This is a genomic window from Brevundimonas sp. (assembly GCF_016463295.1).
Taxonomy (GTDB): Bacteria; Pseudomonadota; Alphaproteobacteria; order Caulobacterales; family Caulobacteraceae; genus Brevundimonas.
This window is the reverse complement of sequence record NZ_JAEMRO010000011.1, coordinates 24353-50762: the sequence shown is the minus strand read 5'-3', so window position 1 is coordinate 50762 and position 26410 is coordinate 24353. Positions and strand designations below refer to the sequence as shown.

Annotated in this window: 36 protein-coding genes; 15 read left to right on the top strand and 21 right to left on the bottom strand. The window is 66.2% G+C overall.

All coding sequences use genetic code 11. The annotated features are described in order from the left end of the window. Positions 1–43 precede the first annotated feature (43 nt). The 12 genes from JHC81_RS05055 to JHC81_RS05000 all read left to right on the top strand — a co-directional run bounded on the left by JHC81_RS05055 (position 44) and on the right by JHC81_RS05000 (position 8516). Positions 44–445: a DUF3597 domain-containing protein gene (locus JHC81_RS05055; RefSeq protein ID WP_292171508.1), complete on the top strand. Its 402-nt coding sequence runs from the start codon at positions 44–46 to the stop codon at positions 443–445. A 61-nt stretch (positions 446–506) separates the two neighbouring features. Next, the gene (locus tag JHC81_RS05050; protein ID WP_292171505.1) at positions 507–2369 is read left to right on the top strand and encodes a DNA polymerase III subunit gamma/tau; all 1863 of its coding nucleotides are present in this window, start codon (positions 507–509) and stop codon (positions 2367–2369) included. A 221-nt stretch (positions 2370–2590) separates the two neighbouring features. Further along, positions 2591–3160 (top strand): hypothetical protein, encoded by a 570-nt coding sequence (locus tag JHC81_RS05045; RefSeq protein WP_292171503.1) that lies wholly within the window; start codon positions 2591–2593, stop codon positions 3158–3160. A 66-nt stretch (positions 3161–3226) separates the two neighbouring features. Beyond that, on the top strand, positions 3227–3556 hold the full coding sequence (locus tag JHC81_RS05040; protein ID WP_292171501.1) for a YbaB/EbfC family nucleoid-associated protein: 330 nt from the start codon (positions 3227–3229) through the stop codon (positions 3554–3556). Between the two features lies 1 nt (position 3557). Beyond that, positions 3558–4160, top strand: coding sequence for a recombination mediator RecR (gene recR / locus JHC81_RS05035; protein ID WP_292171498.1), 603 nt, complete (start codon positions 3558–3560; stop codon positions 4158–4160). Between the two features lie 83 nt (positions 4161–4243). Further along, positions 4244–4636: a hypothetical protein gene (locus JHC81_RS05030; protein WP_292171495.1), complete on the top strand. Its 393-nt coding sequence runs from the start codon at positions 4244–4246 to the stop codon at positions 4634–4636. 110 nt (positions 4637–4746) lie between these two features. Then, complete coding sequence (locus JHC81_RS05025) at positions 4747–5976, top strand: DNA recombination protein RmuC (protein WP_292171493.1); 1230 nt, start codon at positions 4747–4749, stop codon at positions 5974–5976. Between the two features lie 77 nt (positions 5977–6053). Continuing rightward, positions 6054–6494, top strand: a complete 441-nt coding sequence (locus tag JHC81_RS05020; RefSeq protein ID WP_292171491.1) for a hypothetical protein — start codon at positions 6054–6056, stop codon at positions 6492–6494. A 9-nt stretch (positions 6495–6503) separates the two neighbouring features. Further along, positions 6504–6695 carry a helix-turn-helix transcriptional regulator gene (locus JHC81_RS05015; protein WP_292171488.1) on the top strand — a complete coding sequence of 64 codons (192 nt, stop codon included), beginning with the start codon at positions 6504–6506 and terminating at the stop codon, positions 6693–6695. A gap of 2 nt (positions 6696–6697) precedes the next feature. Further along, positions 6698–7282 (top strand): hypothetical protein, encoded by a 585-nt coding sequence (locus JHC81_RS05010; RefSeq protein WP_292171486.1) that lies wholly within the window; start codon positions 6698–6700, stop codon positions 7280–7282. Between the two features lie 41 nt (positions 7283–7323). Next, positions 7324–8319 carry a TraB/GumN family protein gene (locus JHC81_RS05005; RefSeq protein ID WP_292171482.1) on the top strand — a complete coding sequence of 332 codons (996 nt, stop codon included), beginning with the start codon at positions 7324–7326 and terminating at the stop codon, positions 8317–8319. Continuing rightward, complete coding sequence (locus tag JHC81_RS05000; protein WP_292171480.1) at positions 8316–8516, top strand: hypothetical protein; 201 nt, start codon at positions 8316–8318, stop codon at positions 8514–8516. Before JHC81_RS05005 ends, JHC81_RS05000 begins: the two co-directional genes overlap by 4 nt. 119 nt (positions 8517–8635) lie before the next feature. On the opposite strand, the gene JHC81_RS04995 is transcribed toward JHC81_RS05000, so the two are convergent. After that, the gene (locus JHC81_RS04995; protein ID WP_292171477.1) at positions 8636–9430 is read right to left on the bottom strand and encodes a hypothetical protein; all 795 of its coding nucleotides are present in this window, start codon (positions 9428–9430) and stop codon (positions 8636–8638) included. Between the two features lie 356 nt (positions 9431–9786). On the opposite strand from JHC81_RS04995, the gene JHC81_RS04990 reads away from it, so the two are divergent. Continuing rightward, a complete protein-coding gene (locus JHC81_RS04990; RefSeq protein ID WP_292171474.1) occupies positions 9787–9963 on the top strand; it encodes a hypothetical protein in 177 nt (58 codons plus the stop codon). Continuing rightward, positions 9960–10286, top strand: a complete 327-nt coding sequence (locus tag JHC81_RS04985) for a hypothetical protein (protein ID WP_292171471.1) — start codon at positions 9960–9962, stop codon at positions 10284–10286. Before JHC81_RS04990 ends, JHC81_RS04985 begins: the two co-directional genes overlap by 4 nt. A 138-nt stretch (positions 10287–10424) precedes the next feature. On the opposite strand, the gene JHC81_RS04980 is transcribed toward JHC81_RS04985, so the two are convergent. The 4 genes from JHC81_RS04980 to JHC81_RS04965 form a co-directional block, all read right to left on the bottom strand. Continuing rightward, entirely contained in the window at positions 10425–11057 is a 633-nt protein-coding gene (locus JHC81_RS04980; protein WP_292171469.1) for a hypothetical protein, read from the bottom strand. 94 nt (positions 11058–11151) lie between these two features. Further along, positions 11152–11694 carry a hypothetical protein gene (locus JHC81_RS04975; protein ID WP_292171466.1) on the bottom strand — a complete coding sequence of 181 codons (543 nt, stop codon included), beginning with the start codon at positions 11692–11694 and terminating at the stop codon, positions 11152–11154. Beyond that, positions 11691–11975, bottom strand: a complete 285-nt coding sequence (locus JHC81_RS04970; RefSeq protein ID WP_292171463.1) for a hypothetical protein — start codon at positions 11973–11975, stop codon at positions 11691–11693. Before JHC81_RS04970 ends, JHC81_RS04975 begins: the two co-directional genes overlap by 4 nt. A gap of 36 nt (positions 11976–12011) precedes the next feature. Continuing rightward, on the bottom strand, positions 12012–12491 hold the full coding sequence (locus JHC81_RS04965) for a M15 family metallopeptidase (RefSeq protein ID WP_292171460.1): 480 nt from the start codon (positions 12489–12491) through the stop codon (positions 12012–12014). A 198-nt stretch (positions 12492–12689) separates the two neighbouring features. Here JHC81_RS04965 and JHC81_RS04960 point away from each other — a divergent pair, with 198 nt between their 5' ends. After that, positions 12690–12851 carry a hypothetical protein gene (locus tag JHC81_RS04960; RefSeq protein WP_292171457.1) on the top strand — a complete coding sequence of 54 codons (162 nt, stop codon included), beginning with the start codon at positions 12690–12692 and terminating at the stop codon, positions 12849–12851. Here JHC81_RS04960 and JHC81_RS04955 read toward each other — a convergent pair. The 16 genes from JHC81_RS04955 to JHC81_RS04880 form a co-directional block, all read right to left on the bottom strand. Next, on the bottom strand, positions 12848–13153 hold the full coding sequence (locus JHC81_RS04955) for a hypothetical protein (RefSeq protein WP_292171454.1): 306 nt from the start codon (positions 13151–13153) through the stop codon (positions 12848–12850). The two genes, JHC81_RS04960 and JHC81_RS04955, sit on opposite strands and share 4 nt — an antisense overlap. A gap of 1 nt (position 13154) precedes the next feature. Then, a complete protein-coding gene (locus tag JHC81_RS04950; RefSeq protein ID WP_292171451.1) occupies positions 13155–14099 on the bottom strand; it encodes a hypothetical protein in 945 nt (314 codons plus the stop codon). Next, positions 14099–14893: a hypothetical protein gene (locus tag JHC81_RS04945; protein ID WP_292171450.1), complete on the bottom strand. Its 795-nt coding sequence runs from the start codon at positions 14891–14893 to the stop codon at positions 14099–14101. Before JHC81_RS04945 ends, JHC81_RS04950 begins: the two co-directional genes overlap by 1 nt. 18 nt (positions 14894–14911) lie before the next feature. Next, complete coding sequence (locus JHC81_RS04940; RefSeq protein WP_292171448.1) at positions 14912–15265, bottom strand: hypothetical protein; 354 nt, start codon at positions 15263–15265, stop codon at positions 14912–14914. After that, on the bottom strand, positions 15258–15617 hold the full coding sequence (locus tag JHC81_RS04935) for a hypothetical protein (protein ID WP_292171445.1): 360 nt from the start codon (positions 15615–15617) through the stop codon (positions 15258–15260). Before JHC81_RS04935 ends, JHC81_RS04940 begins: the two co-directional genes overlap by 8 nt. Next, positions 15614–15955, bottom strand: coding sequence for a hypothetical protein (locus tag JHC81_RS04930; RefSeq protein WP_292171442.1), 342 nt, complete (start codon positions 15953–15955; stop codon positions 15614–15616). Before JHC81_RS04930 ends, JHC81_RS04935 begins: the two co-directional genes overlap by 4 nt. Beyond that, positions 15948–16376 carry a hypothetical protein gene (locus tag JHC81_RS04925; protein ID WP_292171440.1) on the bottom strand — a complete coding sequence of 143 codons (429 nt, stop codon included), beginning with the start codon at positions 16374–16376 and terminating at the stop codon, positions 15948–15950. Before JHC81_RS04925 ends, JHC81_RS04930 begins: the two co-directional genes overlap by 8 nt. Positions 16377–16431: 55 nt before the next feature. Continuing rightward, positions 16432–16857, bottom strand: a complete 426-nt coding sequence (locus JHC81_RS04920; protein WP_292171438.1) for a hypothetical protein — start codon at positions 16855–16857, stop codon at positions 16432–16434. Positions 16858–16866: 9 nt separating this feature from the next. After that, complete coding sequence (locus JHC81_RS04915) at positions 16867–19944, bottom strand: phage tail protein (RefSeq protein WP_292171435.1); 3078 nt, start codon at positions 19942–19944, stop codon at positions 16867–16869. Beyond that, the gene (locus JHC81_RS04910; protein WP_292171432.1) at positions 19944–20336 is read right to left on the bottom strand and encodes a hypothetical protein; all 393 of its coding nucleotides are present in this window, start codon (positions 20334–20336) and stop codon (positions 19944–19946) included. Before JHC81_RS04910 ends, JHC81_RS04915 begins: the two co-directional genes overlap by 1 nt. Then, the gene (locus JHC81_RS04905) at positions 20336–21007 is read right to left on the bottom strand and encodes a hypothetical protein (protein ID WP_292171429.1); all 672 of its coding nucleotides are present in this window, start codon (positions 21005–21007) and stop codon (positions 20336–20338) included. Before JHC81_RS04905 ends, JHC81_RS04910 begins: the two co-directional genes overlap by 1 nt. A gap of 15 nt (positions 21008–21022) precedes the next feature. Next, complete coding sequence (locus JHC81_RS04900) at positions 21023–21718, bottom strand: hypothetical protein (RefSeq protein WP_292171427.1); 696 nt, start codon at positions 21716–21718, stop codon at positions 21023–21025. Between the two features lie 12 nt (positions 21719–21730). Beyond that, a complete protein-coding gene (locus JHC81_RS04895) occupies positions 21731–24439 on the bottom strand; it encodes a phage tail length tape measure family protein (protein ID WP_292171424.1) in 2709 nt (902 codons plus the stop codon). Beyond that, positions 24436–24597 (bottom strand): hypothetical protein, encoded by a 162-nt coding sequence (locus tag JHC81_RS04890; protein ID WP_292171422.1) that lies wholly within the window; start codon positions 24595–24597, stop codon positions 24436–24438. Before JHC81_RS04890 ends, JHC81_RS04895 begins: the two co-directional genes overlap by 4 nt. A gap of 68 nt (positions 24598–24665) precedes the next feature. Further along, positions 24666–25100: a hypothetical protein gene (locus JHC81_RS04885; RefSeq protein WP_292171419.1), complete on the bottom strand. Its 435-nt coding sequence runs from the start codon at positions 25098–25100 to the stop codon at positions 24666–24668. After that, the gene (locus JHC81_RS04880) at positions 25100–26398 is read right to left on the bottom strand and encodes a phage tail tube protein (RefSeq protein WP_292171416.1); all 1299 of its coding nucleotides are present in this window, start codon (positions 26396–26398) and stop codon (positions 25100–25102) included. Before JHC81_RS04880 ends, JHC81_RS04885 begins: the two co-directional genes overlap by 1 nt. Positions 26399–26410 lie beyond the last annotated feature (12 nt).

Here is a 26410-nt window from a genome sequence, read left to right as displayed (position 1 = left end):
CGGCTCAGCCGCTTCTCCAGCTTCACCTCAAGGGAGCGATCAGATGAGCATTCTCGGCAAGATCATGGGCAGCATCTTCAAGCGCAAGCCCGAGGCACAGGCACCCGCAGCGCCTGCACCTACAGCTCCCGCGCCGGCCGCCGCCGCAGCACCTGTCTCCAACGCCGCTGCCACGGCCCCGCAGCCTCAACCCGTCGATGTCGACGGCATCCTGGACTTCATGAACGAGCAGCGGGACCAGAAGCTGAACTGGCGCATCTCCATCGTCGATCTGATGAAGCTGACCGGCATGGACAGCTCCCTGGCCGAGCGCAAGGAACTGGCGGGCGAGCTGGGCTATACCGGCGACACTTCCGACACGGCCACGATGAATGTCTGGCTGCACAAGCAGGTCATCCAGAAGATCAAGGACAACGGTGGCCAGATCCGCGACATGACGGACTGATTTCGCCGGCGATGCGGTGAGGGGGTGCGCAGGTCCCCTCGACCACGATAAGACTGTCGCCATGAGCGACGCCGACCCGAATCTGGATGGTCCCCCATGGGACGAAGACGCGCCCGACGTCGAGGAGCGCGATCCCAATACGCACGACATGTTCGGCTCGCCCGAGCCGGCCGGCATGCGCGAGGCGGAGGCGGCCGCCATTCCCGTGGTGGCTGAGCCGGTGGCGCAGCCCGTGCAGGACAATGGCCCGGCGGCCCACGTCGATGACGGCGAGGCCTATACCGTCCTGGCCCGCAAATACCGGCCGCGGACGTTCGAGGACCTGATCGGCCAGGAGGCCATGGTCCGGACCCTGACCAACGCCTTTGCCACCGGCCGGATCGCCCATGCCTTCATGCTGACCGGCGTGCGGGGTGTCGGCAAGACGACAACGGCCCGTTTGCTGGCCCGCGCCCTGAACAACGAGACCGACGTCATTGATCGGCCGTCGCTGGCCCTCACCGCGCACGGACGGCACGACGCGGCCATCATGGCGGGCCAGCACATGGACGTCATGGAAATGGACGCCGCCAGCCACACGGGCGTCAACGACATCCGGGATATCCTGGAGAGCGTCCGTTACGCGCCGGTCGAGGCCCGCTACAAGGTCTACGTCCTCGACGAAGTGCACATGCTGTCGAACCAGGCGTTCAACGCCCTGCTGAAGACGCTGGAAGAGCCGCCGCCCCACGCCAAATTCATCTTCGCCACCACCGAGATCCGCAAGGTTCCGGTGACGATCCTGAGCCGCTGCCAGCGCTTCGACCTGCGCCGCGTCGAGCCTGAAATCCTGGTTGAACATCTGGCCCGGATCGCAGAGCGCGAAGGCATGCGGATCGAGCAGGACGCCCTGGCCCTGATCGCCCGCGCCGCCGAAGGCTCCGTTCGCGACGGCCTGTCGTTGCTGGATCAGGCCCTCGTGCAGGGCGAGCGCGGCGAGACGGTCCAGACCACCACCGTGCGCGACATGCTGGGCCTGGCCGACCGGACCCAGACCATCGCCCTGTTCGAGGCCATCATGGCTGGCCGCACGCCCGAGGCGCTGGAGTTGTTCCGCACCCTCTATGGCTATGGCGCGGACCCCGTCCAGGTGACCAACGACCTGCTGGAACACTGCCACGCGGCCTCGGTCGCCAAGATGCTGGGGCCACAGGCGACGCGCCTGCCCAACGATCAGGCCCAGGCCCTGACCGCGCTGGGGGCCGTGCTGTCGGCGGGCACGCTGGCGCGCGTCTGGCAGATGCTGCTGAAGGCGCTGGACGAGGTGCGGCGCGCGCCCAGCCCCGCCGACGCCGTCGAAATGGCCATCGTCCGTTTAGCCTATGCCGCCGACCTGCCTGGACCGGAAGAGGCGCTGAAGGCCCTGGGCGACGGCGAGCCGATGCCGGGCGGACAAGCACCCAGAGGCGGCGGCGGCGGCGGTGGTGGTGCCTCTGCGCAACTGGCGGCGCGACCTGTCGCGGCCCCTGCCTTTCCTGACCCGCAGACCTTCGAACAGGTCGTCGCCCTGATTGGCGAGAAGCGCGAGGTCGGCCTGCAGATGGATGTGCAGCGCTATGTGAAGCCCGTCGCCTTCAAGCCCGGAGCCATCACCTATGAGAGCGCGCCGGGCGCCCCTGTCGATCTGGCCCGCAAGCTCTCATCACGCCTGAGGGACTGGACCGGCCGGACCTGGCTGATCGCCGCCAACGGCCAGGGCGGCGGCGAGACGATGATCGAGATCGACCGCCGCAGGCGCAGTCAGGAACGCGCCGAGATCGAGGCCGACCCCTTCGTCACCGCCGTCATGGCCGCCTTTCCGGGCGCCGTCATCGGCGAGGTGAAGACCATCGCGGCCCCGGTCGAACTGCCGGTCATTCCGGATGAGGGCGACGAGGAGGTCTGACGTCAGCCCTGACGAAATCCGACGGATCGGTGCCGCGGCCTTGTCATGCCGCGCCGGCCTGTTCGAGAAGCAACTTATGAAGTGCTCACATCTGTTCCGCCGGCTTGCGCTCGCCGTGGCCGTCAGCGCCTTCGCCCTTCCCGCTGCCGCTCTGGAGCGGCCGAACGCTACGTCATATCCCGGCGAGATGATCCAGGGCCGTCCCGCCTCTCGACGTGGAGATGATCCGGGCCGCCATCCCCGCGCCGGATCAGGCCGAGGACGTTGGCCGCATGAACATCTACGTCCAGGCCAGGGGGCGCGATCCTCGCAAGCCCAGAACCGAGGCCAGCCACGAGTATACGGTCTTCACCCAAGCCAGCCAGTGTGGGCCGGACACACCCTATGACAGCACCTCATTCTTTCGTCCGCTCCGGACCGGCGACGTGCGCGGGCATCAGTGCGTGACGATTCAGCGAACGCGCGAAGGCCTCTGGAAACTGCAGTCCGACAGCGTCGCGGTCACACCGACGAATGAGCTGTGGATCCGCTATGTGACCGAGATCGAGATCGAGAACCGGCCAGACATCTCTGACGCCATGGGCATGGAAAAATACGGCTCTATGCTGAAAGTTGCGGACAGGCTGACCCGGCATATCGTGCTGGTCGCCGCCGAGGGTGCGCCGGTTCGTGTTGAGTCGGCTGACGACGTCAACGCCTACATCTCGGACTACCAGCGCCGCCTGGCGACCATCCTGCCCGAGGCCGAGTTTGTGATGACGCCGGCCCAGTACCGTTCGGCGGCGGATTGAGGGAAAGCCGACTGGACTGAAACGAGGGGGCTGTCCGTTCGCGCGATCCCATCCTATCTATCGCGCATGGCAGATCTCAATGCACTCATGAAACAGGCCCAGGCGATGCAGCAGAAGCTGCAGGACGCCCAGGCGAAAATGGCTGAAACCAGTGCAGAGGGCACCTCCGGCGGAGGTCTCGTCACCATCGCCCTGAAGGGTCCCGGCGAGATCACGCGCGTGGTCATCGACGACAGCCTGCTGGTACCTGGCGAAGGTGAAATCCTGGCCGATCTGATCGTGGCGGCCCATGCCGATGCCAAGCGCAAGCTGGACGAGGTCAACAGCGCCCTGATGCGCGAGGCCGCCGGGCCCATGGCCGGGATGAATATCCCCGGCATGCCCAAGCTGTTCTGACTTGGCGGCTTCCGCAGGACCCGAGATCGAGCGGCTGATTTCGCTGCTGGCGAAACTGCCCGGCATGGGTCCACGTTCGGCTCGTCGGGCGGCCCTGGCCCTGCTGAAGAAGCGGGAGCAACTGCTGGTGCCGTTGGCGGCATCCCTGGCCGAGACGGCGGAGAAGGTGACGTCGTGCAGCGTGTGCGGCGCGCCCGACACGCGCGAACCCTGCTCGATTTGCTCGGACCCGGCGCGCGACAACGCCCTGATCTGTGTGGTCGAGGAGGCCGGTGCCCTGTGGGCCATGGAGCGGTCCGGTGCGTTTCGCGGCAAGTATCATGTGCTGGGCGGCTTGCTTTCGGCGCTGGACGGGGTTGGGCCCGATGCGCTGAGGGTCGCAGAGCTGGTGGGGCGGGTGCGCGGGGGCGAGGCCAGGGAGGTCGTGCTGGCCCTGCCCGCCACCGTCGATGGCCAGACCACGGCGCACTACATCGCCGAGCGGCTGAACGGGTCGGGCGTAGAGATCAGTTCGCTGGCGCGCGGTGTACCGGTCGGCGGCGAGCTGGACTGGCTGGACGACGGCACCATCATCCAGGCGCTGAGGCAGCGGCGACCGGCCTGACCCCAAGGCGTAAAGCGTCACCGCTGGCGTTCGGGGCTCGCCTGTGGTGAAATGTCGCTGCTCTTCCAGAAGGACCCGCAGAGATGACCTATGACCCCGGCCCCGCACCGGCTTCTTCAGACAGCAACAGGACGCTGACAATCATCCTCTATGTGCTGTCGCTGGCGGGCTTTGTGACCGCAGGTGTAACCTCCATCATCGCACTGGTGATTGCGTTGGTGAAGCAGAACGAAGTGCGCGGCACGGTTTACGGAAGTCATTTCGATTACATCGTCTGGACCAACATCTGGGCCATTGTCGCCAGCATCGCGATCACGATCATCGGAACGCTGCTGCTGATCATCCTTATCGGCGCTCTGATTCTATGGCTCGGCTTTCTCGCCCTGGCCGTATGGTATGGTGCGCGTCTGGTGCTCGGCCTCATCAAATTGATGGACAATCGCCCGATCGACAATCCGCGGGGCTACCTGTTCTAGGCCACACGACCCCTCAGTTTCACGCCGCCGTGGGGATCGCTCCACGGCGGCGTTTTCATATCGGGCTCTCCCCGCTTTTCGGCCAGCGCGAACCGGTCTAGGAACGGAGCATGAACATGTCCGTCCTGATCCTCGCCGTAGTCTGCGTCGCCCTTGGCGCGGCCTTCCTCTGGGCCTTCACCGGCTGGCAGAAGACAAGGGCGCAACTGACCAGCGCAGAGGATCGCATCGCCCTGGTCGAGGACAGCCGCATCACCATGGCCGACCTGCTGAAGGCCCAGGCAGCGCAATCGGCCCAGGTTGTGGCGGACCACATGGTCAGTCGGGCGACCGAGACATTCCGCCAGCAGGACCTGCTGGCCCGCGAGCGGATGGAGGCTCAACTGAAGCCCGTCAGCGAGACCCTGGCCAGGTTCCAGGAACACGTCACCGCCCTGGAAAAGGTCCGGGCTGAAGAGACCGGCGGGCTGAAGGAACAACTGGCCCTGCTTATGACGGCCTCGACCGCCACGCGCGACGAGGCGCGGCGCCTGACCGAGGCCCTGAAGGGCAATACCGGCCGGCGCGGGCGCTGGGGCGAGCAGACCTGCCGCAATGTGCTGGAGGCCGCCGGCATGGCCGGGCGGTTCGACTTTCAGGAACAGACGTCCGAGGCCAATGAGGAAGGTCGCCAGTCGCGGCCCGACTTCATCGTGCGCCTGCCCGGCGGCGGCATGTTCGTGATCGACGCCAAGGTGTCGCTGGCCTTCGGCGACGCCTCGGACGGCGACGAGGAGGCCCAGGCCCGTGCGGCCTCCCTGCGCACCGCCACCAGCATGAAGACCCATGTGCGCCAGCTGTCGTCCAAGGCCTATCAGGACCAGTTCAAGCCCAGCCCGGATTTCGTCGTCATGTTCGTGCCCGGCGACGCCTTCCTGGCCGCCGCCTTGGATCATGAGCCTGAACTGATGACCCAGGCCATGGCGTCGCGGGTCGTCATCGTGACGCCGACCACCCTGTTCGCCCTGTGCAAGGCGGTCGCCTACGGCTGGCGCGCCGAGGAGCAGTCGCGCAATGCCGACGAGGTCGCGAAACTGGGCAAGGAACTTTACAAGCGCCTGTCAGTCATGGGGGCGCATGCGGCCGATGTAGGCAACGCGCTAAGTCGGGCCGTGGCGAAATACAACCAGTTCGTCGGTTCGCTGGAGACGCAGGTGATGGTTCAAGCCAAGCGGTTCGAGGACCTGCAGGTCGATCACGAAGGCAAGGCCCTGCCCGAGCTGGGCGTCGTCGATCAGTCGCCGCGCAGCCTGAGCCGCCCGGAGCTGATCGCGCCCGAAGGCACCCGCACATTGATCTGAAATGGTATGACAAGGCCGCTTGACAGCATCACGGCGTGATGTAAAACACCTTTGTCTAAACGACAGGGACAGTTGTCATGAATGCCAGCCCACCGAAACGCCGTCGCCGCTTTGGTCTGCTGACCATCGTTGGCTTGACCCTCGTCATCGGCCTGGCTGTCGGATTTATCTCAGGCCTGATCGAAACCTTGGGCGGCAGTGGAACCAAGGCGCTTCAGGCATCGGTGCTCGGTATCGGCGTCTTGCTGGGACTGCTGATCAGTATCCGCTGGTGGCGGGATGCGGACGAAGCCGTACGCGAGGCCCACAAATGGGCCTGGTACTGGGGCGGATCGGCGGGCATTGCCGTCGTGGTCGCCCTGTTCGTCTTGTCCGGATGGGATTTGATCACCCTCAACATACCGCCTTATGGCGACGGACCGGACGGTATGCTGCTGTCGGGATCGGCCCTGACGCTGGGCCTCATGCTGGCCGGCTATCTGATCGCCTGGGCGGCGTGGTGGCTACGGCATCGGTAGGGGGACAGCATGAATAATCGCCTCAAGGTGCTGCGCGCCGAGCGCAACTGGTCCCAGGCCGAACTGGCCGAGCGGCTGGGCGTCTCGCGCCAGACCGTCAACGCCCTGGAAACCGGTCGCTACGACCCGTCCCTGCCCCTCGCCTTCAAGATCGCCCGGGTCTTCGACCAGGCCATCGAAGCCATCTTCCTGGAGGACTGATCATGACAGTTGTCGTCGAACACAAGCCTTCGCTTCTTCGCAAGATCGCCGTCATCATCCTGCTGGCCGGTTCTGGCGGCGCGGTCGGTTATGCCGCCTCATACGTCACCCGGACCCGCGAACTGCCCTGGCCCGATGCCCTGGCCCTGCTGATGGCTGTGACCCTGATCGCCACAGGCATCATCGGCGCGATCACCATGGCGCGTCGTCCGGCCAGTGTTCCCAAGGGCTGTGGCCTGCTGCAGATCGCGGTCATGGGCCTGGCCGGGGTGCTGTTCATCCTGCCGATCTTCGCCACCCGCTGGATCGACGCAGACATGGTCTTCGTCGCCGTCGTCGCCCTGGCCGCCGTACAGACCATCGCCAACGTGATGCTGTGGCGGCGCGCCGACGAGATGCTTCGGCGGGTGATGATGGAGACCGGTGCCATCGCCTTCTGGGCGGGGCAGATGGCCCTGTTCGTCTATGCCGCCGCCGAGCGCTTGGGCCTCGTCGGCACCGTCAGCGCCTGGGGCCTGATGGGCATTCTGATGGCCCTGTACTTCTTCGCCTCCATGATCGCGGCCCTGCGTCGCGGCCTGACCTGACACCCTCCGCTTTCAACCCCCTCTCCCAAAGGACATCGACCATGACCTTCGTCTCCCGCCTGAAGTCCACGACCACCGCCGTCAGCCGTCTGGCCCTCGGGGCCGCCCTCGGTCTCGGCCTGGTCGCCGCGATCGTCGGTGCGCCTGCCCAGGCCCTGGCCCAAGCCGCGCCGGTGCCCGTCGCCGAAGCGCCCGCCGCTGCGATGGCCCTACGCGCCGTCCCCCAGGCTCAGGGGCAAGGCCCCGCACTGTGGGTCATCCGCGATGCGGACTCGACCATCTATCTGTTCGGCACGGTCCACGTCCTGCGTCCCACCACGGCCTGGGGCACGGCCCGGGTCGATGCTGCCTTCGACAGCGCGGATGAAATCTATCTGGAAATCTCCAACCCCGACGATCAGGCGGCTCTGATCCCCATCATCCAGCAGCACGGACTGGATCCGGCCAATCCCCTGTCCAGCCGCCTGACGGCCGAAGAGTTCGCCAAGTTCGACGAGGCGGCCAAGACCATCGGTGCGTCGGGAGCTCAACTCGATGCTTTCCGCCCCTGGCTGGCCGCGCTGCAGCTGTCGCTCGCGCCCCTGACCAAGGCCGGCTACGATCCGCAGTCGGGCGTCGAAAGCATCCTGCTGGCCCGCGCCAAGACCGCCGGCAAGCCGGTGAAGGGGTTCGAGACCCTGGACCAGCAGATCCGCATCCTGGCCGACATGCCCGAGGACGTGCAGCTGGGCTTCCTGCGTTCGACACTGGAAGACTACGATCAGGCGGCCACCATGCTGGACGGCATGGTCACCTCCTGGTCGACGGGCGATGTTGCCGGGCTTGAGCGCGTCATGGTCGATGAGATGCAGACCGAGACACCTCAGGTCTATGAAGCCTTGCTGGTTCGCCGCAATCAGGACTGGGCCAACCAGATTCAGACCCTGCTGGCCGGGTCGGGCACCGTCTTCATCGCTGTCGGCGCCGCCCATCTGGCCGGTGACGACAGCGTGCAGGAAATCCTGGAGGACCGCGGCGTCGCGGCCGAGCGGCTGTGAGCGGATCGACGTGTCACAACAAATCCCGGGGCCGCGCCGCGGTCCTGGGTGCCGCCCTCGGACTGACCCTCGTCTTCGCGGGCGTGGTCGGGGTCTACCTTTACGAAGCCGACGTCAGCTCGGCGGTGCTATGGGGAGCGATCGGTCTGGCCAATCTGGTGGCCGTCGTTATACCCCTGACCCTACGGCGGCGATAGCTGGAGCGGGCGGCGGGAATCGAACCCGCACGAAAAGCTTGGGAAGCTGGACTTTGTTGCAGCTTTCCAAGCCCTTGGCTCAAAAACTGCTCATTCCGGGGCCTAGACGTTTCAATGGGTTAGCGGGCGGGCGCAAAACCATCTGAGTGATTGGAGCGATCCCCGAGGGTCGAACTCGGCTCGCACCCGCTGGTCGCGGGGGCGTCCCCTGGACGGATCGCCTTGGGGTAGGGTTGAAGGGTCAGGCGCAGACCTTTCCGAAATCGCGGCTTGAGGAAAAACAGGTACCGGAACTGGCGCAGGTCGTGCCGCGTGGCGCGATGCAGGTTGTCTCTCAGCCAGCGCGACCTGGGCCCGCCCTTCTCGCCGGTCGTTGTCGCTGCGATGTTGTGGAACATCTCGCCGTCCAGTTCCCAGAACGTCGAGACATGCCCGCCGGCGAAGTCGAAGTTGCAGGCCTGATAGACGGTCCCGTTCAGACCGCAGCGCTCATCGGCGAACGACTGAATCCACCGCACCTTGGGCCAGGCGCGGCGAATGTATCGGATGGCGTAGCTGACGGCCCTGCTCTCGCTGTTGCGAGGCGCGAAGTCGTCTAGCCACATCCGGTTCAGCTCAAGATATTCGTCATTGCCGGTCGCCTCGACGACGCTGCCGGCCGAGGCCGGGTTCATGGCGTAACCGAACTGGAGCACCCCGTAGCAGTCGCCATCGATGAAGACACCGAGGTGGACATAGGCGTTGTTGACGATCTTGTGGCTGTAGTGGTGCCGCCGGATGATCGCATTGGCCCGATCGCGATGGATCTCGCGCACCTGGAACTCAGGCGAGCCAAAGCCAATGACGGGCGCGGCACCGAACAGGGCCAGCTGATCGATCAGATAGGCGGGAGCCGAGGCTTTGCGTTCTGACATGCGCCCTCCGGATGGGAAGGCGCTCGCGGGCGCTCGGTGAACCTGTTGTCCGTCTTACACCGCCCGCATTTTATGTCGAGGGGGCCACGGAACGTCTCACTGGCTAGCGCCAGGAGCTTCGCACACGCCCGGCAACGGAGCGCGGCGGCAGTCCGGTTGGAAACCGGAACAAAAGTAGAACTTTTCATTGCGGGTAAGCCTGTCGCACGGTTATGAACGACCCCTCTCGCGAGAGCGGGGCGGCGACCAGCCGGTTGGCCGATCGGTCCAGTCGTGCGGGGTCGTGCCCGCAGATCGGCGCGTTGCAGCGCGCCGATCCCGCCTCGGACGTGAGACGGAATGGGAGGAAAGAGACGATGAACGATGAACCCTACGGCCCACACCACCCCGGATCGAACGCGCTGCCCGTCAGCCCTGCTGAGAACGCGCGCATCCTAACCGGGATCATCGCCATGGGCCTGGGCCGCTTCCGCGTCATGTCGGAGCATGAGCATCGGCTGGAGTGGGAGCGGAAATACCGGAGCGGCAAATGACAACGCACAAGGGCATGGCCACCGCGAATGCGGTCTCAGCGGAGGATCTGGCTGTGATCGCCGATTGCTACCGCCGCATCCAGCGCATCCACTCGAACCTGAATCACGCCTCGCCGCAGCACATTCCCCTGATGGCGGCGACGGCCACCTTGCGAGCATGCTGGGCTGATCTAAGCGGGGCGACCATACTGGCGGGATGGTCCTATCCTGACAGCGGCGTGACACAGGACGGCCTGGCACCAGGCGCGGACCGCAGCGGGAAACCGCCCGAGAAAAGCTTCATGAAGCGGATCGGCACCGACGACTGGAAAACGGACAGCTGAAACGACAAAGCCCCCCGATGCGCGAGGCACCGAGGGGCTAAGGATCATCATGGGGAGGAACGGCGGGGCGCATATTGCCAGGCCACCCCGCGCACCGGCTGGCTCCGGGTCTGAAACAGCTTTCACCCGATCAGGTTCCTAGATCGACGAAAGAGCTGTTCCCACAATCGTCAAGAATACGCCGATAATCGACGTATCAAGGCTACCAACAGATTGGGTCCGCACAGTGTGAGCAATGGCTTCAGCCTTCGCCTGCTGCTCGGCGATGAGCGCCTTCATCTCGGCCTGCAGGCCTTCGATACCCTTCCATATCTCAGCACGGCGCGCAGTTTCTTCCGCCTTATGGGCCTCGATGACGCGCTCGATGTGATCGAGGCGAGAGTTCACATCCTTCGGATCGTAACTACTTGCCGTGCCCGCAAGCACGTCCCCACCAGAAACAATAAAAGCACCTGCTTCTGCTACTATCGAATGTGAGCGCGGTCGGAACAGCCGATAGATTTCATCAAACCAGTCCAGTACCCCCTTGAACGGCTTTACAGAAAACTCTGCAGCAGTCTGGAATAGCTGCCGAAGCACCATGCCTAGTCCGACAATCTGCAGTGCAGCGCCGATGTATTCGAGCGACTTGCCGTCGGGCGCTAGTTTGCGCGTTAATAAGAGAAGAACCCCCAGTGCCAAAGTCCACAGCCAGACGCGCCAGGGTCGGCGTAACGCCTTTCCAAGCCCTTTGGCTATGCGAATGATGACGGTGACTTTTGAATGTTGCACATAGCCCCCAGCAACTTGCCCTTAGTCAGCCGTATGGACACTAAGTGCAGGGACTTGGCAAACGGGTCGGGGCTGGACCAGACTCATAGGAACGCTACCTCATAGGCGCCTCCCACGCCGCCTGCTGCTGGCGATACCAGTCCTGCCATCCGATCAGCTGGTCGCGCCAGGCGTAGCATTGGCCGTAGTTGTCGATGACGGTCCCGGCGACGGCAGAGAGCGCAACGCCTGAGGGGGCGTCATCAGGTTGCCCGGTGCCGTCGGGAAGGGCTGGCGCGGCACCGACGGCGGCGGCGTCATGCAGGCGGACAAAGCCGTAAGGCACAGGATAGGCGCGATCGATCTCAGGCGGGACATAGACGGGGATCCTTTCGGTAATAGTGCGATAGACGGTTCGGGTCTGGGCCTGCCGTTGATCGACCGTGGCGCTGACGTCCTGCGTGATCTGGGCCGCGCCCTGGGTGCGATCGACCACGATCCGCGCGGCGCGCAGGTCGGATTTCGCGACCTTCAGCGCGGCCTCGGCCGCCATCCAGTCCCTGACCTTCCAGGTGCCGCCGGTGCCGAGCGCGATGCCGATCGCCAGGACCAAGGCATAGCCCTTCCACCCGGCGACGGCGGACAAGAGACGGCTCATATCAGCGCCCTGCCGATGATCCAGATCAGGCCCGCGACCAGACCGATCACCAGGGCGAAACCTGCGCCGGCGAAGCCGAGGCCTCCGACCATTGCCGCGCCGGGATCGCCGTCAGCCAGTCGATTGAACAGGACCAGCAGAGCGCAGGCCAGGGCGATGGTCGCCAGGATGCCCCAAGCGACGCCCCAGTTCAGGACAGCGAGGAAAGGCAGGGCCGCGACGATCAGGAACAGGATGACGATGACGGCATAGAACAGGGCGTTCTGCAGGCGATAAGGCATGACGGGGCTCCGATTGAAAGGGTTTGCGAACCGCGCTCAGGCGGCGAGTTCGAAGTGAGGGCTGTCGGTTTCGCCGCGCTCGCGGGGCTTGCCGTCACGGTCCCAGTCGGCACCCCAGCGCAGGCCGATCCCCAGTTCCCGCGCGGCCTGGAACATGGCCTTTGCGATCGCATCGAACTTCGGGAAGCGGGTCGGACCCTCCCAGTCGACTGGGTAGGGGGCGAGATCCACCGCATGACCATAGCCGTCGGCCTTGACGAAGTGATTGGAGATCAGCGTCCAGGTGACCTTGCCTTCGGACGGCTTGGCCAGGCTGACATCCACCCCGGCCCTGGCCAGTTCCTGCCGCGTCCGACCCTGACCATACAGCTGCCGTTGACGCTGGGGTGTCCGCACGCCTTCCAGCACGAGGAAGTCTTGGGGGCTGATCTCGATCGCGCGCTCGACGACGCGAACCAGCTGGGGATGCACCCCCTTCAAACGCGCGCGGGACTGCGCACCCAGGGCGTAGGGCATGGTGTCTCTCCAATGTCACGAAGCGGCACGGGACGTGCCAGAAAGTGGCGCGGGGCGCGCCGGATTGTGTCGCCTTGACGCGAACGGCGTTCGCGGGTTCTCTGCTGGCGACCGTCTTACGCGAGACAGTCAGGCGGCTCGGCACCCTCCAGACCCACCAGTCGGAACGCCGGGCCGCTCTTCGTTCAGGAGGCGGCTATGCCCTGGTCAGACCTGCCCGACCCGATGCCGCCACCGATGACGACGCGTCAGTGGCTGAATGCCGTCCTGTCGCGGGTCGCCATCGTCTTCGTGGCCCTGATCATCCTGGGTATCTGCGCGACCAGCTGGTTTCCGGTCAGCGCGGTCGAGGGGCGCTAGCCCCAGGGATTGAGGTTCAGGACATCGAGGCCGAGTGCGTCAGAGGCGTCGATTGCAGCGTCCAGCACGTCTGTTTCAGCGCGCACGGCCATGATGGCAGCCTGACAGGCCAAACGCCCCTCTTCGCCATACACACCCAAGGCCGCATTCGTCTGTTTCCAGGACGGCCATACAGCCAGTAGCGCAGCGGTAGCATGCTGGCGCATCTCGGATTTGGCGGCGGCGCGCTGTTCCTCGATGGATCGTGGGTCTGCGATGTACTCTCTGGTGCCGTCGGCATGGACGATGGTGGTCCCTGGCATGTCAGAAGTCCGTCACGATGTATTGACTGACGACGTCGATGGCGACGCCGAGGCTGACCGCGCTGCCAGCGCAGGCGATTTGAGGCATCAGAAGGGCCGTGCTGGCGGGCAGGTCCGCAGTGATCAGGCCTTCGTCATAGTCGCCCGTATTCAGACGCTCGACCCGCCATGCCATCGTGGTGGCACCAGGGGGGCAGAATAGCCGCAGCTCGTAGAGATCGATCGACGCCGTGCTTGATGGGAAGGTCGTCGCGTTCAGGGTCTTGTGGACCGTGTAGCCCGAGCCGCTGCTGACCGCGTGAACGATCTGGAAGCCGCCTGCTGTCGAGAGGTACGCCCCGACGCCGCCCGCCGCGCCGTTCAGCATGAAGGTGCTGGTCAGCGCATTTGTCCCGGTCTGTAAACCAGCCCAATATCCAGCGCTGCCAGAGGACGGCAGGCCCGAAATGCCGAACCGAGCGATGTATTCAAAGCCGTTCAGCAGAGCGAACTGAGACAGGCCGTGGCGCGTCCCCGCCGACGTTGCAGCGCCTTGGGCGAACCCCAGACGACGGGTGCTGTTAAAGATGCGCCCCGCACCCGCCGAGGCCGCGACGTTGCGGGCCGTAACGGTGCCCTGAGTCGTATGCCCGAAATTCCACAGCATGATGCCAGGGGTGGCGTTGTTGAATCCAGTCGTGCTGTTCCCGCCAGCGGACCAGAAGCCGATCTTGTTGGCTCCGATGAACTCCTGAATGGAGGTGTCAATGCCAGACGGACCTACCCAGCCAGGACGACGCCGGTCTGCCTTATCGATGGCATAGAGCTTGATGCCGCTGGCCGGAGCTGATGGGGCCACTGCATTGTCGGCCAGTACCAGGGGGTCTGATGACCCGCCCCCGCCGCCGCCCGCCTCGAAAGCGTCCGTGCCCGCCGGGTTCTCCAGCTTCGGTCCAGCGTACAGCATCAGGCGATCACGATGACGCGGTACTGGGCGGCGCCGGGCGCGGCGGCGAATGTCAGGGTGATGGTGTTCACCGTGGTCGCGCCCCAGTCGACCAGGATTTCTTCATAGGAGCCGCTGTTGCGCCGCACGACCACCTGCACGTCGCGGGTGGTCAGGTTGTGGGTCACGGTGATCGCGGTGTTGGACCCGTCACCAATGTCGGTCGCATAGCGACGCGCCCTGCCGGAATAGTTGGCCAGCTTCAGCGGCGTGACGAACCGCACATCATCCGTGCCCGTGTCCGCCTCGGCCTGCGTGGCGATCTCCGCGATGCCTGCCGAGGTTTCGGACGCCGCGCCGGCACCGGCGTTGAAGCTGGTGAAGACGACCGACGTGGTGCCGACCACGGGGCTGGCTGTCGTCTGCCGCCAGGTCGTGCCCGCGTTCGTGGTGCCCGACACGACCGGGACCGTGGCGCTGTTGAACTCAGCCGAGACGTTCATGTCCGACGCACGGGTCGCAGCAACCGCCGCGCCATTCCAGACATAGATCCCGTTCTCGGCACCCGCCGTCTGGTTCTTGGCCAGGAAGCGATCATTCGCGACCATGGTGACGCCATCGATCGAGGCACCGGGCGAGGCGAGGTTGATGTTGGCCGTCGAGGCGGCGCGGACATCGTCCTTCCAGGCCAGACCCTCCAGCGCCGCGCCTAGCTGTTCGAACGTCAGCGGCTGGCCGTTGGCCGTGGCCTGCGGCAGGCCGGTGATCTTCGCGCCACCGGCGAAGTCCAGGTCGGAGAGAACGGGCTTACCCATGGTCGTGTCCTTTCGGGATCAGATGCAGTGGGCCGTGCCGGATTGAGGCGCGGCGAAATAGATGCGGAGCTGATTGGTGCTCTGGTGAACCGGGTTCGCCCCGACCTCGACGCCGCCGGGCGACAGGACGGTGACCGAGGGCCTAAAGCCGAGGTTGTGATTCACAATCCATTCAGCGGAAGGGCTGGACTGGATATGCTCGAACGCCTCACCGCCCGCCGGCCCCCGACCGCCCTGCGGCCCCACGACCGTGATTACCGTCGGCAGCGGCGCATCCGGACTCAGCGGCGGCAGGGCCCGATCCGGCGTCGCCCATTGCAGGACCAGGAGCGGCGGGGCCGGGGCCCATTGCAGGATGATCGGGTCAGCCATCTTCGGTGACCCGTTCAATCACCTCGATCGTCTCGGTCGCGGTCGCGATTACGTCGCCAGCGATCTCTATGCGGGCATCGGTCTTGTAGGTTCCCACCGCCAGGTCCTCGGTCGCCGAGGCCGCCAGGGTGCAGACGAAGGCAGGCGGGGAAGTCAGGTCCGCCGGATCGCTGTTCGTCACATAGACACAGACGAACTCGGCGGCGGCCGGGGCCTCATCTCCGGGCGCCGCGTTGCTCGCCGCCCTTTTCAGCACCATCCGGCAGCTGGCCGCAGAGGCGTCGCCCGACCGGATCAGCAACAGACGGCGATAGGTGGTGCCGCGTTTGATCTTGACCTGTTCGACCATCATTGGCGCGCCTCGACACTAAAGGAGTTTGATCCAGCGCTGGCGCTAATCCGACCGATCCAGGGGGTGGCGAAAGCGGCGACGACGAGCGGGATGCATCCGATCGACATCAGCCCCATCCAGCCGAGGAAATGGATGCGGAGCGGTGCCACAGTCTCGGGCCAGTCCATCCAGGCCAGGACAGCGATGATAACCGCGCCGAAGACGCAGGCGGTCAGCAGGGCGCAGGCCAGGGCGATGACCGCTCCCGACGCGGGGCGCTGGACCGAGGCGTTGTCCGGCGACCCTTCACCCGTCACGGCTGCGGCGGCCGTTTCCAGCGCGGCATTCGCTTCACTCATGGTCCGTCCCTCCGGTCTTCGTCACCGTGATGTCCCCATCCGCCAGTTCGATCACCGCCGTCGAAAGCGAGCCGCCGGGTCGGGTCGATGCTGGATCGCGGAGTTGCCGCATCAGGCTGTCGAGTTTCTGCTCCAGCTGACGCGCGGCCTGTCGCAAGGCCTCACCCTCCTGCCGGCACTGTTCGTTCTCGCGCTTCAGGTCCTCGATTTCCGCTTCAAGGCGCTCCTGGTTCGCTCGCAGATCACCGATGACGCCCTGAGCCGCGGCATTCATCGCGACCTGGAATGCCGCCGCTGCCGTGACCAGATCGGCACCGTCTTTCGTCTTGGACGGTGCGGCGGCTCTCTTGGCGAGATAGATCTCCGCGAGTTTCAGGGCCGCCGCGCCCAAGACCCCGCCACCACTGAGCAGTGCGGTCACTTCCAATGTCTGACCGGGCATGCTCACTCCAAGGGCTACAGGTCGGCGGGGGCGATCAGGCCGGATCGGCTTCGGGCGCAGGCCCGGGCAGGTCAGCGGCGGTCTGGAAGAAGGCGAAACGGGCCTCTACGTCCGGCGCGGGTGCCAGCGGGTTCTCCACCCCCGGTTCGGTGATCTCGGCGAGCGTCCAGGCCTGAATGGCCCAGCGCCGCTCGGCTTGACCCTCTAGGGCCGCAATGGCCGACGCCTGTGCCGCTTCGCCCAATGCCAGCAGGGCACCATCCCGATCCGGCAGATCGGCCAACTGCCTCACGGCGGCGTACATGCGCTCCACGCCTGATGTCAGGGCCTCAAACAGGGGCATCGACAGCAGGCTTTCGAACGCCTCTCGATAGTCTTCGGGAAACGCACTCAGCCCCACGCGGGCCACATAGTTGCGGACGGCGTTATGCGCTGCGACCGGTCCATCGTTCGGGAACATGGTCTGTCCTCAGAGCTTGGGGGTGATGGCGATATAGAGGGTGGCGTCCAGCGCCAGGTTCAGATCGGGCGAACCGATCTCCCGCTTGATCTCGACCTTGTAGCGGACCGATCCGGTCCGGACTGTCGATTTGCTGATCGCGGGGAACAGCACATCGACTGTATAGCCGCCCGGCACCCCCAGCCCGGTGCTGGTGAAGGCGAAGGACTCCTCCAGAACCACCTGCGAAACCGTCGCGCCGGTGATATCGCATTCGGAGATCCGCACGGTCCCCACCACGACATCGGTCGAACCGGCGACCCGGCCGCCGCTATCCCGCTCAAAGGTGACATTGATCCGGGAGGGCACCTGCCCCGACACATCAGCGACGGCCACTTGAGTGTAGCTGGTCGAGATCGAGGTCGAGAACGGGACAATCGTTGCCTTCACGCCTGCTGTTGGGCCGGTCACACCGGTATCGGGGATGGCCTGCTGTTGGCCGGTCGTGGTGTTCAGATAGACGAAGCCCGCCGTCCGACCAGCCGCGATTGCCGCCGCGTCATTCGCATAGCTCGGGATGCCAAGGGTGGTCAGCGGCCCCTGACCGGCGACCAGAGCGGCAACGCCAAATGACGTCACCAGCACCGGATCGCTCGGCGCGACGTCTCCGCCGCCGGTGCTGACGAAACTCGGTGTCCCGGCCAGCATGTATCGGAAGGCGCTGCGGTTGTCCGACCGATCAACGGATTTTGAGGCGTAGTAATAGACGACGCCAGCCTGGACATTGGTGTCCGTGAAGGTCGATCCCTCGACACGCGCAGCATACAGGTCGCCTTCCGTATGGGCGGCGCCGGTAATGTTGCGGTAGATGCGAAGGTGCGAGAAATCTGCGTCGGTCGGGTTCGTCCAGCTCAGCACCACACGTCGCGCCAGAGGCGTGATGACGGGGGCTGACACCACGCCAGGGGCCGTCGTATCGCCCCCCGCCGCCTCGCTGGCCGACCACGCCGACCAATCCGACGGACGGACCCCGTCCCGGTTCACAGCCTTCACGCGATAGCGGTAAGTCCGCCCCGTCGCGATCCGAAAGTTCTTGATCGCCGCCGTCGGCATGCTCTCGACCCACGGCGCAACGCCGTCGTCGATTTCGACGTCATAGGCCGAGGCCGTCGCGACCGCCGTCCATGTGCCCGATAGAGTGCTGACCTCGGTCCCGTCGCCCGCGATGGCCGTGCTGATGGCGATCGTCGGCGTCCCCGACACGGACGGCAAGGGATCGCCCGGCGCGATGACGATGTCGCCCGCCGTCACCGGCAGCCAGGCCGTCGGGGTCACCGCCCGCGTGGGGTCCGTGATCGGAGTCAGGCGGAACTCCAGATCGGTGCCGGCACGAACGCCGTTCGTCACATCCTTGGTCAGGGCCGTGACGTCATCGATCCGAGTGGGAGCCGCGACGCCACCGCCCTCTTCACGGACCTCGACCAGAATGGCGCGCACCGCCGGGTCCGGCGTAGCCCAGGCCACGCGCAGGCCCGGCAGTTCCGAACCTTCGCCCAGCTGGATGGCCACGCCTGATACACCCGAGAGGGCCAGGGCCGCCACGACGGGAGGGGCCGGGGGCGGGTCGGAGGCATCGGACACCGGATCGGGCACGCCATACACCGACGATGCGATCTCGCGCAGCGTCAGCGCCATGCGCCACTTTTCGTTCTGGCCCCAGCGATCGATCCGGTACCGCACCGTCGCGCCGCCGTGGTAGCGGTCGCTCTGCCAGGCGATCCAGTCCCCCTCTTCCAGGGGCGAATAATCCGGCGGCAGGACGATGGCGGCGCGGCGTTCCAGCCGCGACAGCCGCCGCGCGATCTCGGCATTGCGGTCCGCCTGCGCCCCTTCGTTCACGAAGGGCAGGGACAGAGGCAGTTCGCGCGGCCCGCCATCGGCCAGGATGTCACTGATCGACCGCCGCACGGGCCCTGCGTGGTCTTTCCAGCCTTGGGCCGGTTCGACATAGCTGGGCACGACCGTATTGCGCCGCCCCTCGCTGCCGTCGGGCAGGAAACGCGAAAAGCTGACCGGCTCGCCCAGCACCAGGTCCGCATCGGTGATCGTATAGATCGGGCTCTTGGCCTGACCCGGCTCGACCTGAATGCCGCCCTCGCGCTGGACGATGTCGCCGGCCATGGCGGCGGCGAACATTTCCTCGACCTGGATGAACTCGTCTGCGGCACGCACAACGGCGCTCGCGGCATATCGCATCTTGCCCGACACGATCTCGGCACAGAGATTGGCCGAGGCGATCACGCGCGAGGGCGGGGCTTCTTCCGCCGTCAGGCCACGCCCGATCAGCAGATAGGCCGGGTCGCCGTGGTGGCCCTCGGCATAGATGCCGCGATTGTAGGCATAGCGCAGAAGCTCGGCGTTCTCGCTGAAAGTATGGCTGGCCCGGTTCTCCCAGGTCTGCGGCGAGGCTCCCGCATAGCCGAGCGCCGGATCGAACCGGGGGTCGTAGACCTTCAGCCCGCGCAGCACCCAGCGGAACTGGGGATGACCCTGCGTCCAGACCTTGTCGTCGATGTCCGTGGTGACCCAGATATGGGTGACACTGCACAGTCGATCAGTTGCGACCCAGCCGCCGCCCGAGACAGCGTAGGAGGGCGGGGCATAGCCGGTGGCGGTAGCGTTCCGAAAATCGAGGGTCAGCTTGTTGGAGAATGCCGACTGCGCCCCATTGCCCGCCCAGGCATAGTAGACGTCGCCGACATAGAATCCCTCGATCGCATCGATGGCGTGATCGCAGAGCGCAATGCAGCGCGTGACCTTGTCGGTGCCGTACTGACCGCCGTGATTGAAGGCGTCGATCAGAGAACCACCCGTGCAGACGCGGCCCAACAGCGCCTCGCGGGGCACCTCGCCGACCGACATATTCGTGACGCTGGCCTGCCGGTCCTGACCGGCATCCTTGCGCTTGCCCAGCCCGGCGACCTGGGCGATGCCGGCCGCAATCAGGCTGCCGTTGCCGGTGATGAAACCGACAGCGGCTTTGACCGTGCCAATGATCCCGTCCTTGCCACCGGCAGCCGGGAAGATCCACTTCGCGACCTTGGACATCAGCCGCTTGTCCAGGCGTCGCAGAGGGCGGACCGTGGCAGGCGGTACAGCCCACGCTCGTCCAGTCCCGCGATGGTTTCGCCCTCTATCAAGACCAGCGCACCGTCCTGCGTCATGCCGATGTCGCCACGCTGGGCCATCGTGGCGGCAATCGCGGTCATGACCGAACCGACGGCCTTCGCCAGTCCGCCCCGCCGACGCAGCACACGGGCCGCGCCCAGCTCCGAAGACCAGGTTGCGCCCAAGGCCTTGACCGGGTCATAGCCGGTCACGAAGGCGTGCCCTGCGCTGACGAAGCGGGCGCAGTCGTGGACTTTCGGACCCCGGCCATAGCCGAAGGTCCAGTCCGCTCTGTCATCGAGGAAATCGGCCAGAGCCTCGGGACGGCGCATCAGAACTGCTCCCTCATGATGCCACCGCCGCCACCGTAGCCGCTGCCGGTGTAGCCGCTGGTGCTCGACCCGGCGGACGTCCCGCCCAGGGCTGTCCCGGCACGTTCGGGCGGCTTTCCGCCCCAATAGATCGTCTTCTCGCCCGCGAAACCGACGCGGCGAAAACCCCCGTCCGTCGCCGAGATCAGCCGCTGATCGGCGTCGGAGCGCATGCGTTCCGAACGCCGTCCAAGGCCTCGCGCGGCACCCTCGACACCGATCTTGATGATCGAGGTCCCTGCCGGCGTTTCCTCGATCGGAGCCGAATCCACGCGCCCCCGTCGATGGACGGACGCCTGCAGCAACTGTGTGCCCGCTCCGTTGAACAGCAGCCGCCAGATGATCACCGGCACGCCGCGCAGCGACATCAGATCCAGTTCGGCAGCAACGTCGGGATCGACGCCCGACAGTTCCAGCAGCGCGACCTCTTCCGCACCGCCCAGTGTGCCCGACGACGTCTTGACGATGCCGCGATCGCCCAGCCCCACGAAATCGTATGCGCCGATCGACAGATTGCCGTACCCGCCCCAGAAACCGACGGCATCGCCGGGGATGGCGAACCAGACGGCCCCGGTGACCAGGGCGTTGCCCGCCCGGAGCGCGGCAAGCGCCTCCTCGCTGTATGCGCGCATCGCGGCCTCCCGGCTTTAGGGTCGGAGATCCTGCAGGCCGGAGATCGTCCCGCTGACGCGGAGCATCCGACCCTTTTCGCCGATCTGGCTTTCGCCGGTGTCCAGCCGCATCACGCAACAGGGTCGCGCCAGATCTGCGACCGCGCCGCCGGGTACCAGCGACGGCAGTGGCGGCTCGACGCTGACGCTGACGACGCCACCGGCGCTGATGTCCGCCGCCTCGACGACGCGGCACAGCGCTCTTCGCGCGGTTCCGGCCCCAGCGATATCCGCACCCGTCCAGCGCCACATGACATAGTCGCCGATACGCAGACGTTGTGACGCCGGCAGGCCGGTCAGGGTCACGACGTCTCGCGTGGCATTGACCGACCAGGACAGGGCGGAGCCATCAAAGGCCCCGCCGCCCGCACGCGTGAAGCCCGCAAAGCCGTTCGGCGCGAACAGCGGATAGGGACGGCCATAGTCAAAGCCGAAGAACGCCCGTTGCTGGCCGCGCAGCGAGGCCACGAACCCGCGCCAGGCCTCAGACCCTTCGCGGGACAGGGACCCGCTCAGAGTCCAGCGCCCGCGCCACAGCGGGAAACCCGCCGTTACGCCGGACACCCTGCCGCCGGCGGTCGGAGACAGATAGTCCACCCGTTCGATCTCGAAATGCTCGGATGCTGGGCCCAGCACCCCGCCGGGCGGCTGGATGGGTACGGTGATCGCCAAGGTCAGCCCCTATCAGAGTGAGCGACGGGACAAGGCCTCGCGCATCAGTGCCGGAACCTGCTGACGCAGGCTCTCCCCCAGTTCGTCGATCTTGCGATCCAGCGCCTCGACCTCGCGCGGTCCGGCCCCTTCGGCATGGATGACCGGGGCCCAGGTGAACGACATCGGTGGAGCCGATGCGGCGCTGGCCGTGGCCAGCTGCATCGACCGCCCATGCTCCAGCACGCGCGAGCCACGCGGCAAATCGATCAGTTCCTTGCCGGCCTCCCCGACCCAAGTCAGGCCCCCGCGCCAGAAGTCGGTGCCGGCGGCGTTGCGCCCGATGCCCTGACCGCCGAACAGCGAAGACCCGAGCTGCGACAGGACGCTGCCGAAGCCGCCGCCTCCGCCACCGCCGCCATTGAAGATCGATGACCAGTCCACATCCATCAGACTGTCGATCAGCTTGTCGAGCCACCGGTCGGTCGCGTCTTCCAGCTGGTTGGCGATCGCGTCCGCCCAGCCGCTCTGCCGCACGTCGTCAACGAAGCCCCTGATCCACTGACGACGCACGCCCTCGGCCTCGGCCGCCAGTTCCTCATTGATCTCGCGGCGGGCGCGCACGTCGCCCTGGCCACGATCCATTTTCTCGCGATCCTCGATCTCCCGCGCCCGGCGCTCGACGCGAGCTTCGCGCTCAAGGATCGCCGCCTCTTCCGTTCGACCCGCCAACTGCGCCAGCCGCAAACGCCGTTCGTCGTCCGACGACTTGACGATCCGGTCCATCAGTTCGGCCCGGCGGGTCGTGACGCTGGCCAGTTCGATCTCCGCCGCCAGCGTCGCGAGCGAATGGCCCATGCCGAGGTTCTGATAGGTCTCGATCGAGGCCGTCAGCCGTTCTTTGTCTTCCAGTGCCTGGACGGTCGCCAGATCGCCCCGCTCCCGTGCATCCTCTAGTTCCAGGCTTCGCGTCAGGGCATCAAGCCCGCGCTGGTCCCTTTCCTCTCGCGCGGCGGTCAGGCGATCCTGCTCTTCCAGGGCCTGCGTTCGCGCTTTTTCGGCCTCCATCCCGTCGTCGATCAGCTGCCGCTGACGAGCCAAAACCGCGTTCGCGTCTTCCAGCCCCCGGATGTATTCGACGTTGCCGGAAGCCCGCGCAACTTCCAGATCGAGCATGAAATCGCGGTCTTCCTCGCGACGCTCCCTTTGCAGCCGCTCGCGCGCCTCCCGCTCAGCTGAGCGATCTGGCGCTCGTCGCCGGGGCGGTTTGTCCTTGCGATCCTCTTCAAGCTGCGCCGCCTGATTCTCAGCAGCACCGTCGCCGCGACCGGACTCCAGCAGCTCATCAATGCCACGGGCCAGCACCAGACGTCGGAGTGTGCGTTCATCCTGCTGACGCAGCCCAATATTCGCCCCGGCACCGGAGTTCCGCTGGAGCCGCTGCTCCAAAGTCGCGATCTGCTCGTCGCGGGTCTGATAAAGGGCCTTTCCGATCCAGTCCCAGGCGTTCGACGCCGCACGCGCGACGCCATCCCAGGCGCTTTCGATTTCCCCGACGCGGGAAGCATGGCCGCTGACCGCGCCGTCCAGCGCTTCGATCAGCAGCTTTTGCGCGCCCAGCTGATCGCCCTGCTTCATCAGGCTGTCGATGGTGTCCAGCGTCGCCTGATCCATCAGACCGAACGACCGCGTCATGTCTCGCGCGGATTTGTCGGGCGCGACCATGGCTTTCGCCAGGTCCTGCGTCGCGGCCTCGGCATCCTGACCCGTGAAGGACGCATAGTCCTTCGTCATGGCGATCAGATCACCCAGCACCTCCCCGCCGATCCGACCAGTCGACAGATAGGCCGCTGCGATCTCGCGGGCGGACCGAACGGATATCCCCGAAGCCTCCGCCGAGGCCTGGGCGAAGGCTTCGACCTCGGCGGCCTGAAGCCCTGCCGTCCTGCCCAGGCCACTCGTGACCCGTTCAAGGCGCAGCGCCTGCCCCTCGGCATCTTGCCACGCCGCGAAAGCCGCGATGCCCGCACCGGCGGCGATGCCAAGGGCGCCGCCCAGCAGCAACATGGAAGCCCGCGCCTTGAACCCGCTCGTGGCGAGCGCGTCCATGATCTGTGGCCCCTGTTGCAGGGCGATCATGGCGGGGTTCATCCCCATGCCGGCTGTCACGACGACATCCGCTGCCTGGCGACCGAGGTTGAGGCGGCTCGCCACCTGCAGTCGCGTGAGGCCGCGACTGTTGCGGTCGATCGCGAGGGCGGATTCGTCAAACCGCTGACGCGCCATCAACTGTGCCTGCGCCAACTCCTTCGTACTGATCTGGCCCGCAGCCGCCAGGCGATTGTATTCGGCCAGTTCGTCGTTCAGGCGGTCCTGAGCCGAGCCGAGCGGATCGATGATCGCACGCAGCGCCCGCGCACGCTTTTCGACATCATCCATGGCATCGGCCTGCGCCATGAAGACCGCCGCCGACTCGCGGGCGGACGGAGCGTCCGAACGGCTGACGCCCAGCGCCGCATTGTACCGCCCCTGCGTGGCCTCGGCGCGCTCGGCTTCCCTCGCGGCCACGGCCAGGCGTCGATAGCGTTGCTCCTGACGTTCCGCTGCAGACGAGGCAGCATTGGCTCCCGCCTCCGCCTGCGCATAGCTGGCGCGATAGGCCGAAGCGACCTCATTGGCATCGCGAATGACCTCGGCCTTGCCCTCGGACTTCAGACGATAGGCGATCTGGCGAACGGTCATTCCTCGCTCCTGCGTCTAAGGCCCATGGAGGCCAGGGCGTCGGCCTCCGGAAGCGCCAGGGCGAACAGGGCCCCGCCCATCGCCGTCATCGGTCCGCCCAGCGCCGCCAGACTGATCACGGCATTGAAGTCCAGCCCCAACGGGCCCGTCGCGGCCATCCTAAGCTGGCCCGTGCAGCCCTCGATCGCCGACCAGATCCGTTGTCCGTCGTCCGTCAAAGGCGCATTCAGTCGGTAGGGGCACTCCGCGCAGTCCGGCGGGCAGGCTTCGCAGAATCGGGGCCCGTCGCCGAAGTGCCACTCGGTGAGGGCGCTGATCCTTTTTTTTCCGCCAACAATCCCATCAGAGGGTCAACGTACTGATCGGCGAAGGCGTCATAGACGTCGGGACGTTGCGACAGCAGCAGCGTGAGGTTCTCGCGGGTCAGCGGCGCCGGCTCGCCGTCGGCATCGCCGACGCCCTCCCATCCGGTGACGCCCCAGATCGCGGCACCGAGGACGAAGGCGAACTCGGGATCGGTCTGGGTGACGTCGAGATTGGCCAGGCGCGACCCACGGCGAGCGGCATTGAGCGCCTCGGTCGGTCCATACCGGACATAGAAGCGGATGCCGTCGCCAACGACGATCCATGCGGGCTCGGGAGCGGGGGTGAGCTGGAACATCAGGCGACAGCGTAGCTGGCGACGTCGTTGTCCAGCACGAAGGTGCTGACGCGACCGGTGACGGGGTCCTGCGCGGCCTGGCACTGATAGTCGGCCTGCACGGCACCGGGCCCGCTGATCGGACGCTTGGCGCGCGGCAGATAGACGGCATGCAGCGTCTGGCGCAGCGAGAAGATGCTGGACGGAATCGACCAGGCGAAGGTCAGTTCGGTCGGCTGGCCATTCTCGCCCAGCGCCTGCATTTCGGTGCTGCTGTAGCGCAGGCCGATAGCGACGTTGCAGCCGACCATGCCTTCATCGACGCCGCCGACCCGACCATCGCCGCGACCGACTGTGGGGACCGGGTCCAGCCCATTGGTCAGGTTGGTCTGTCCGCTGACCAGATCCGCGCCGAAGGGCACACCGTCGCGGCGCGCGAGGCCGGAGAAGCTGGAGAACTTGCGCACAGCCAGCTTGGTCGGCGTGCCCGCCGCCGTCCCGGCGGATGCCGGCAGTTCGCCCTGGGCGATCAGGCCGATGGTGGCGTTCAGATTGCCGCTGCGCTGAAGCGGGATGCCGAGGGTATTGGCCTTCACCCCATAGTTCATCGAATAGCTGGGCACCTCCGGATGCCCGATCTCTATGGCGAGTGACGGCAATGTCAGCGCCCCGGCGCTCCATTCATGGCGATAGCCGCCCGATGCAGCGCCGCCGGTCAGGGTTGCGCCGGAAGGAGTCACCGCGACGGCGGACGCGGCCAGGGCATAGCTGTTGCCCGTGGTGCCGAGGGCCTTGTGCGCGATCCGGATGGTCGTGCCGTTGACGTCGGCCCAGAACAGCGCCGCCGTGACGGCCGGGACGGCGCTGCCGTTGAAGGCACGAACGGCGTTCGCGATCGTCGCCCCAAGGGTCGCGCCAATCTTGATCTGATTGGCCGTCGGGGTGCCCGTCACGAAGGTGAAGGCCTGTCCGGCGAGAGTGACGGTGGAGTTGTTGGCGGGCTGGGCGCTGAAGGCCAAGGAACCCGTCGCGGCCAGACCGGGCGTTGTGGTCGGAGGCCCCATCAACGCCGTCAGCCACAGGCCGATGTTGCGCGCGCACAGAGGCACGGCGGCATCGCCGACGTCGTTGGCTTCGCCTCGGCCCGGCTCCTGGGGCATGCGCCCGAAGCCCAGCACGTCGCTCTCGATCAGTCCCTGTTCCTCGCCGAGGTTGGAGCTGACGAAGGGCATGCCGAAAAAGCCCGACGTCGGGGGGATGCCATAGGAAGGCTCGAAGGCAATCGCCATCAGGGCGTTGGCACCGCGTGCGCGAGACATGATCGTTCTCCG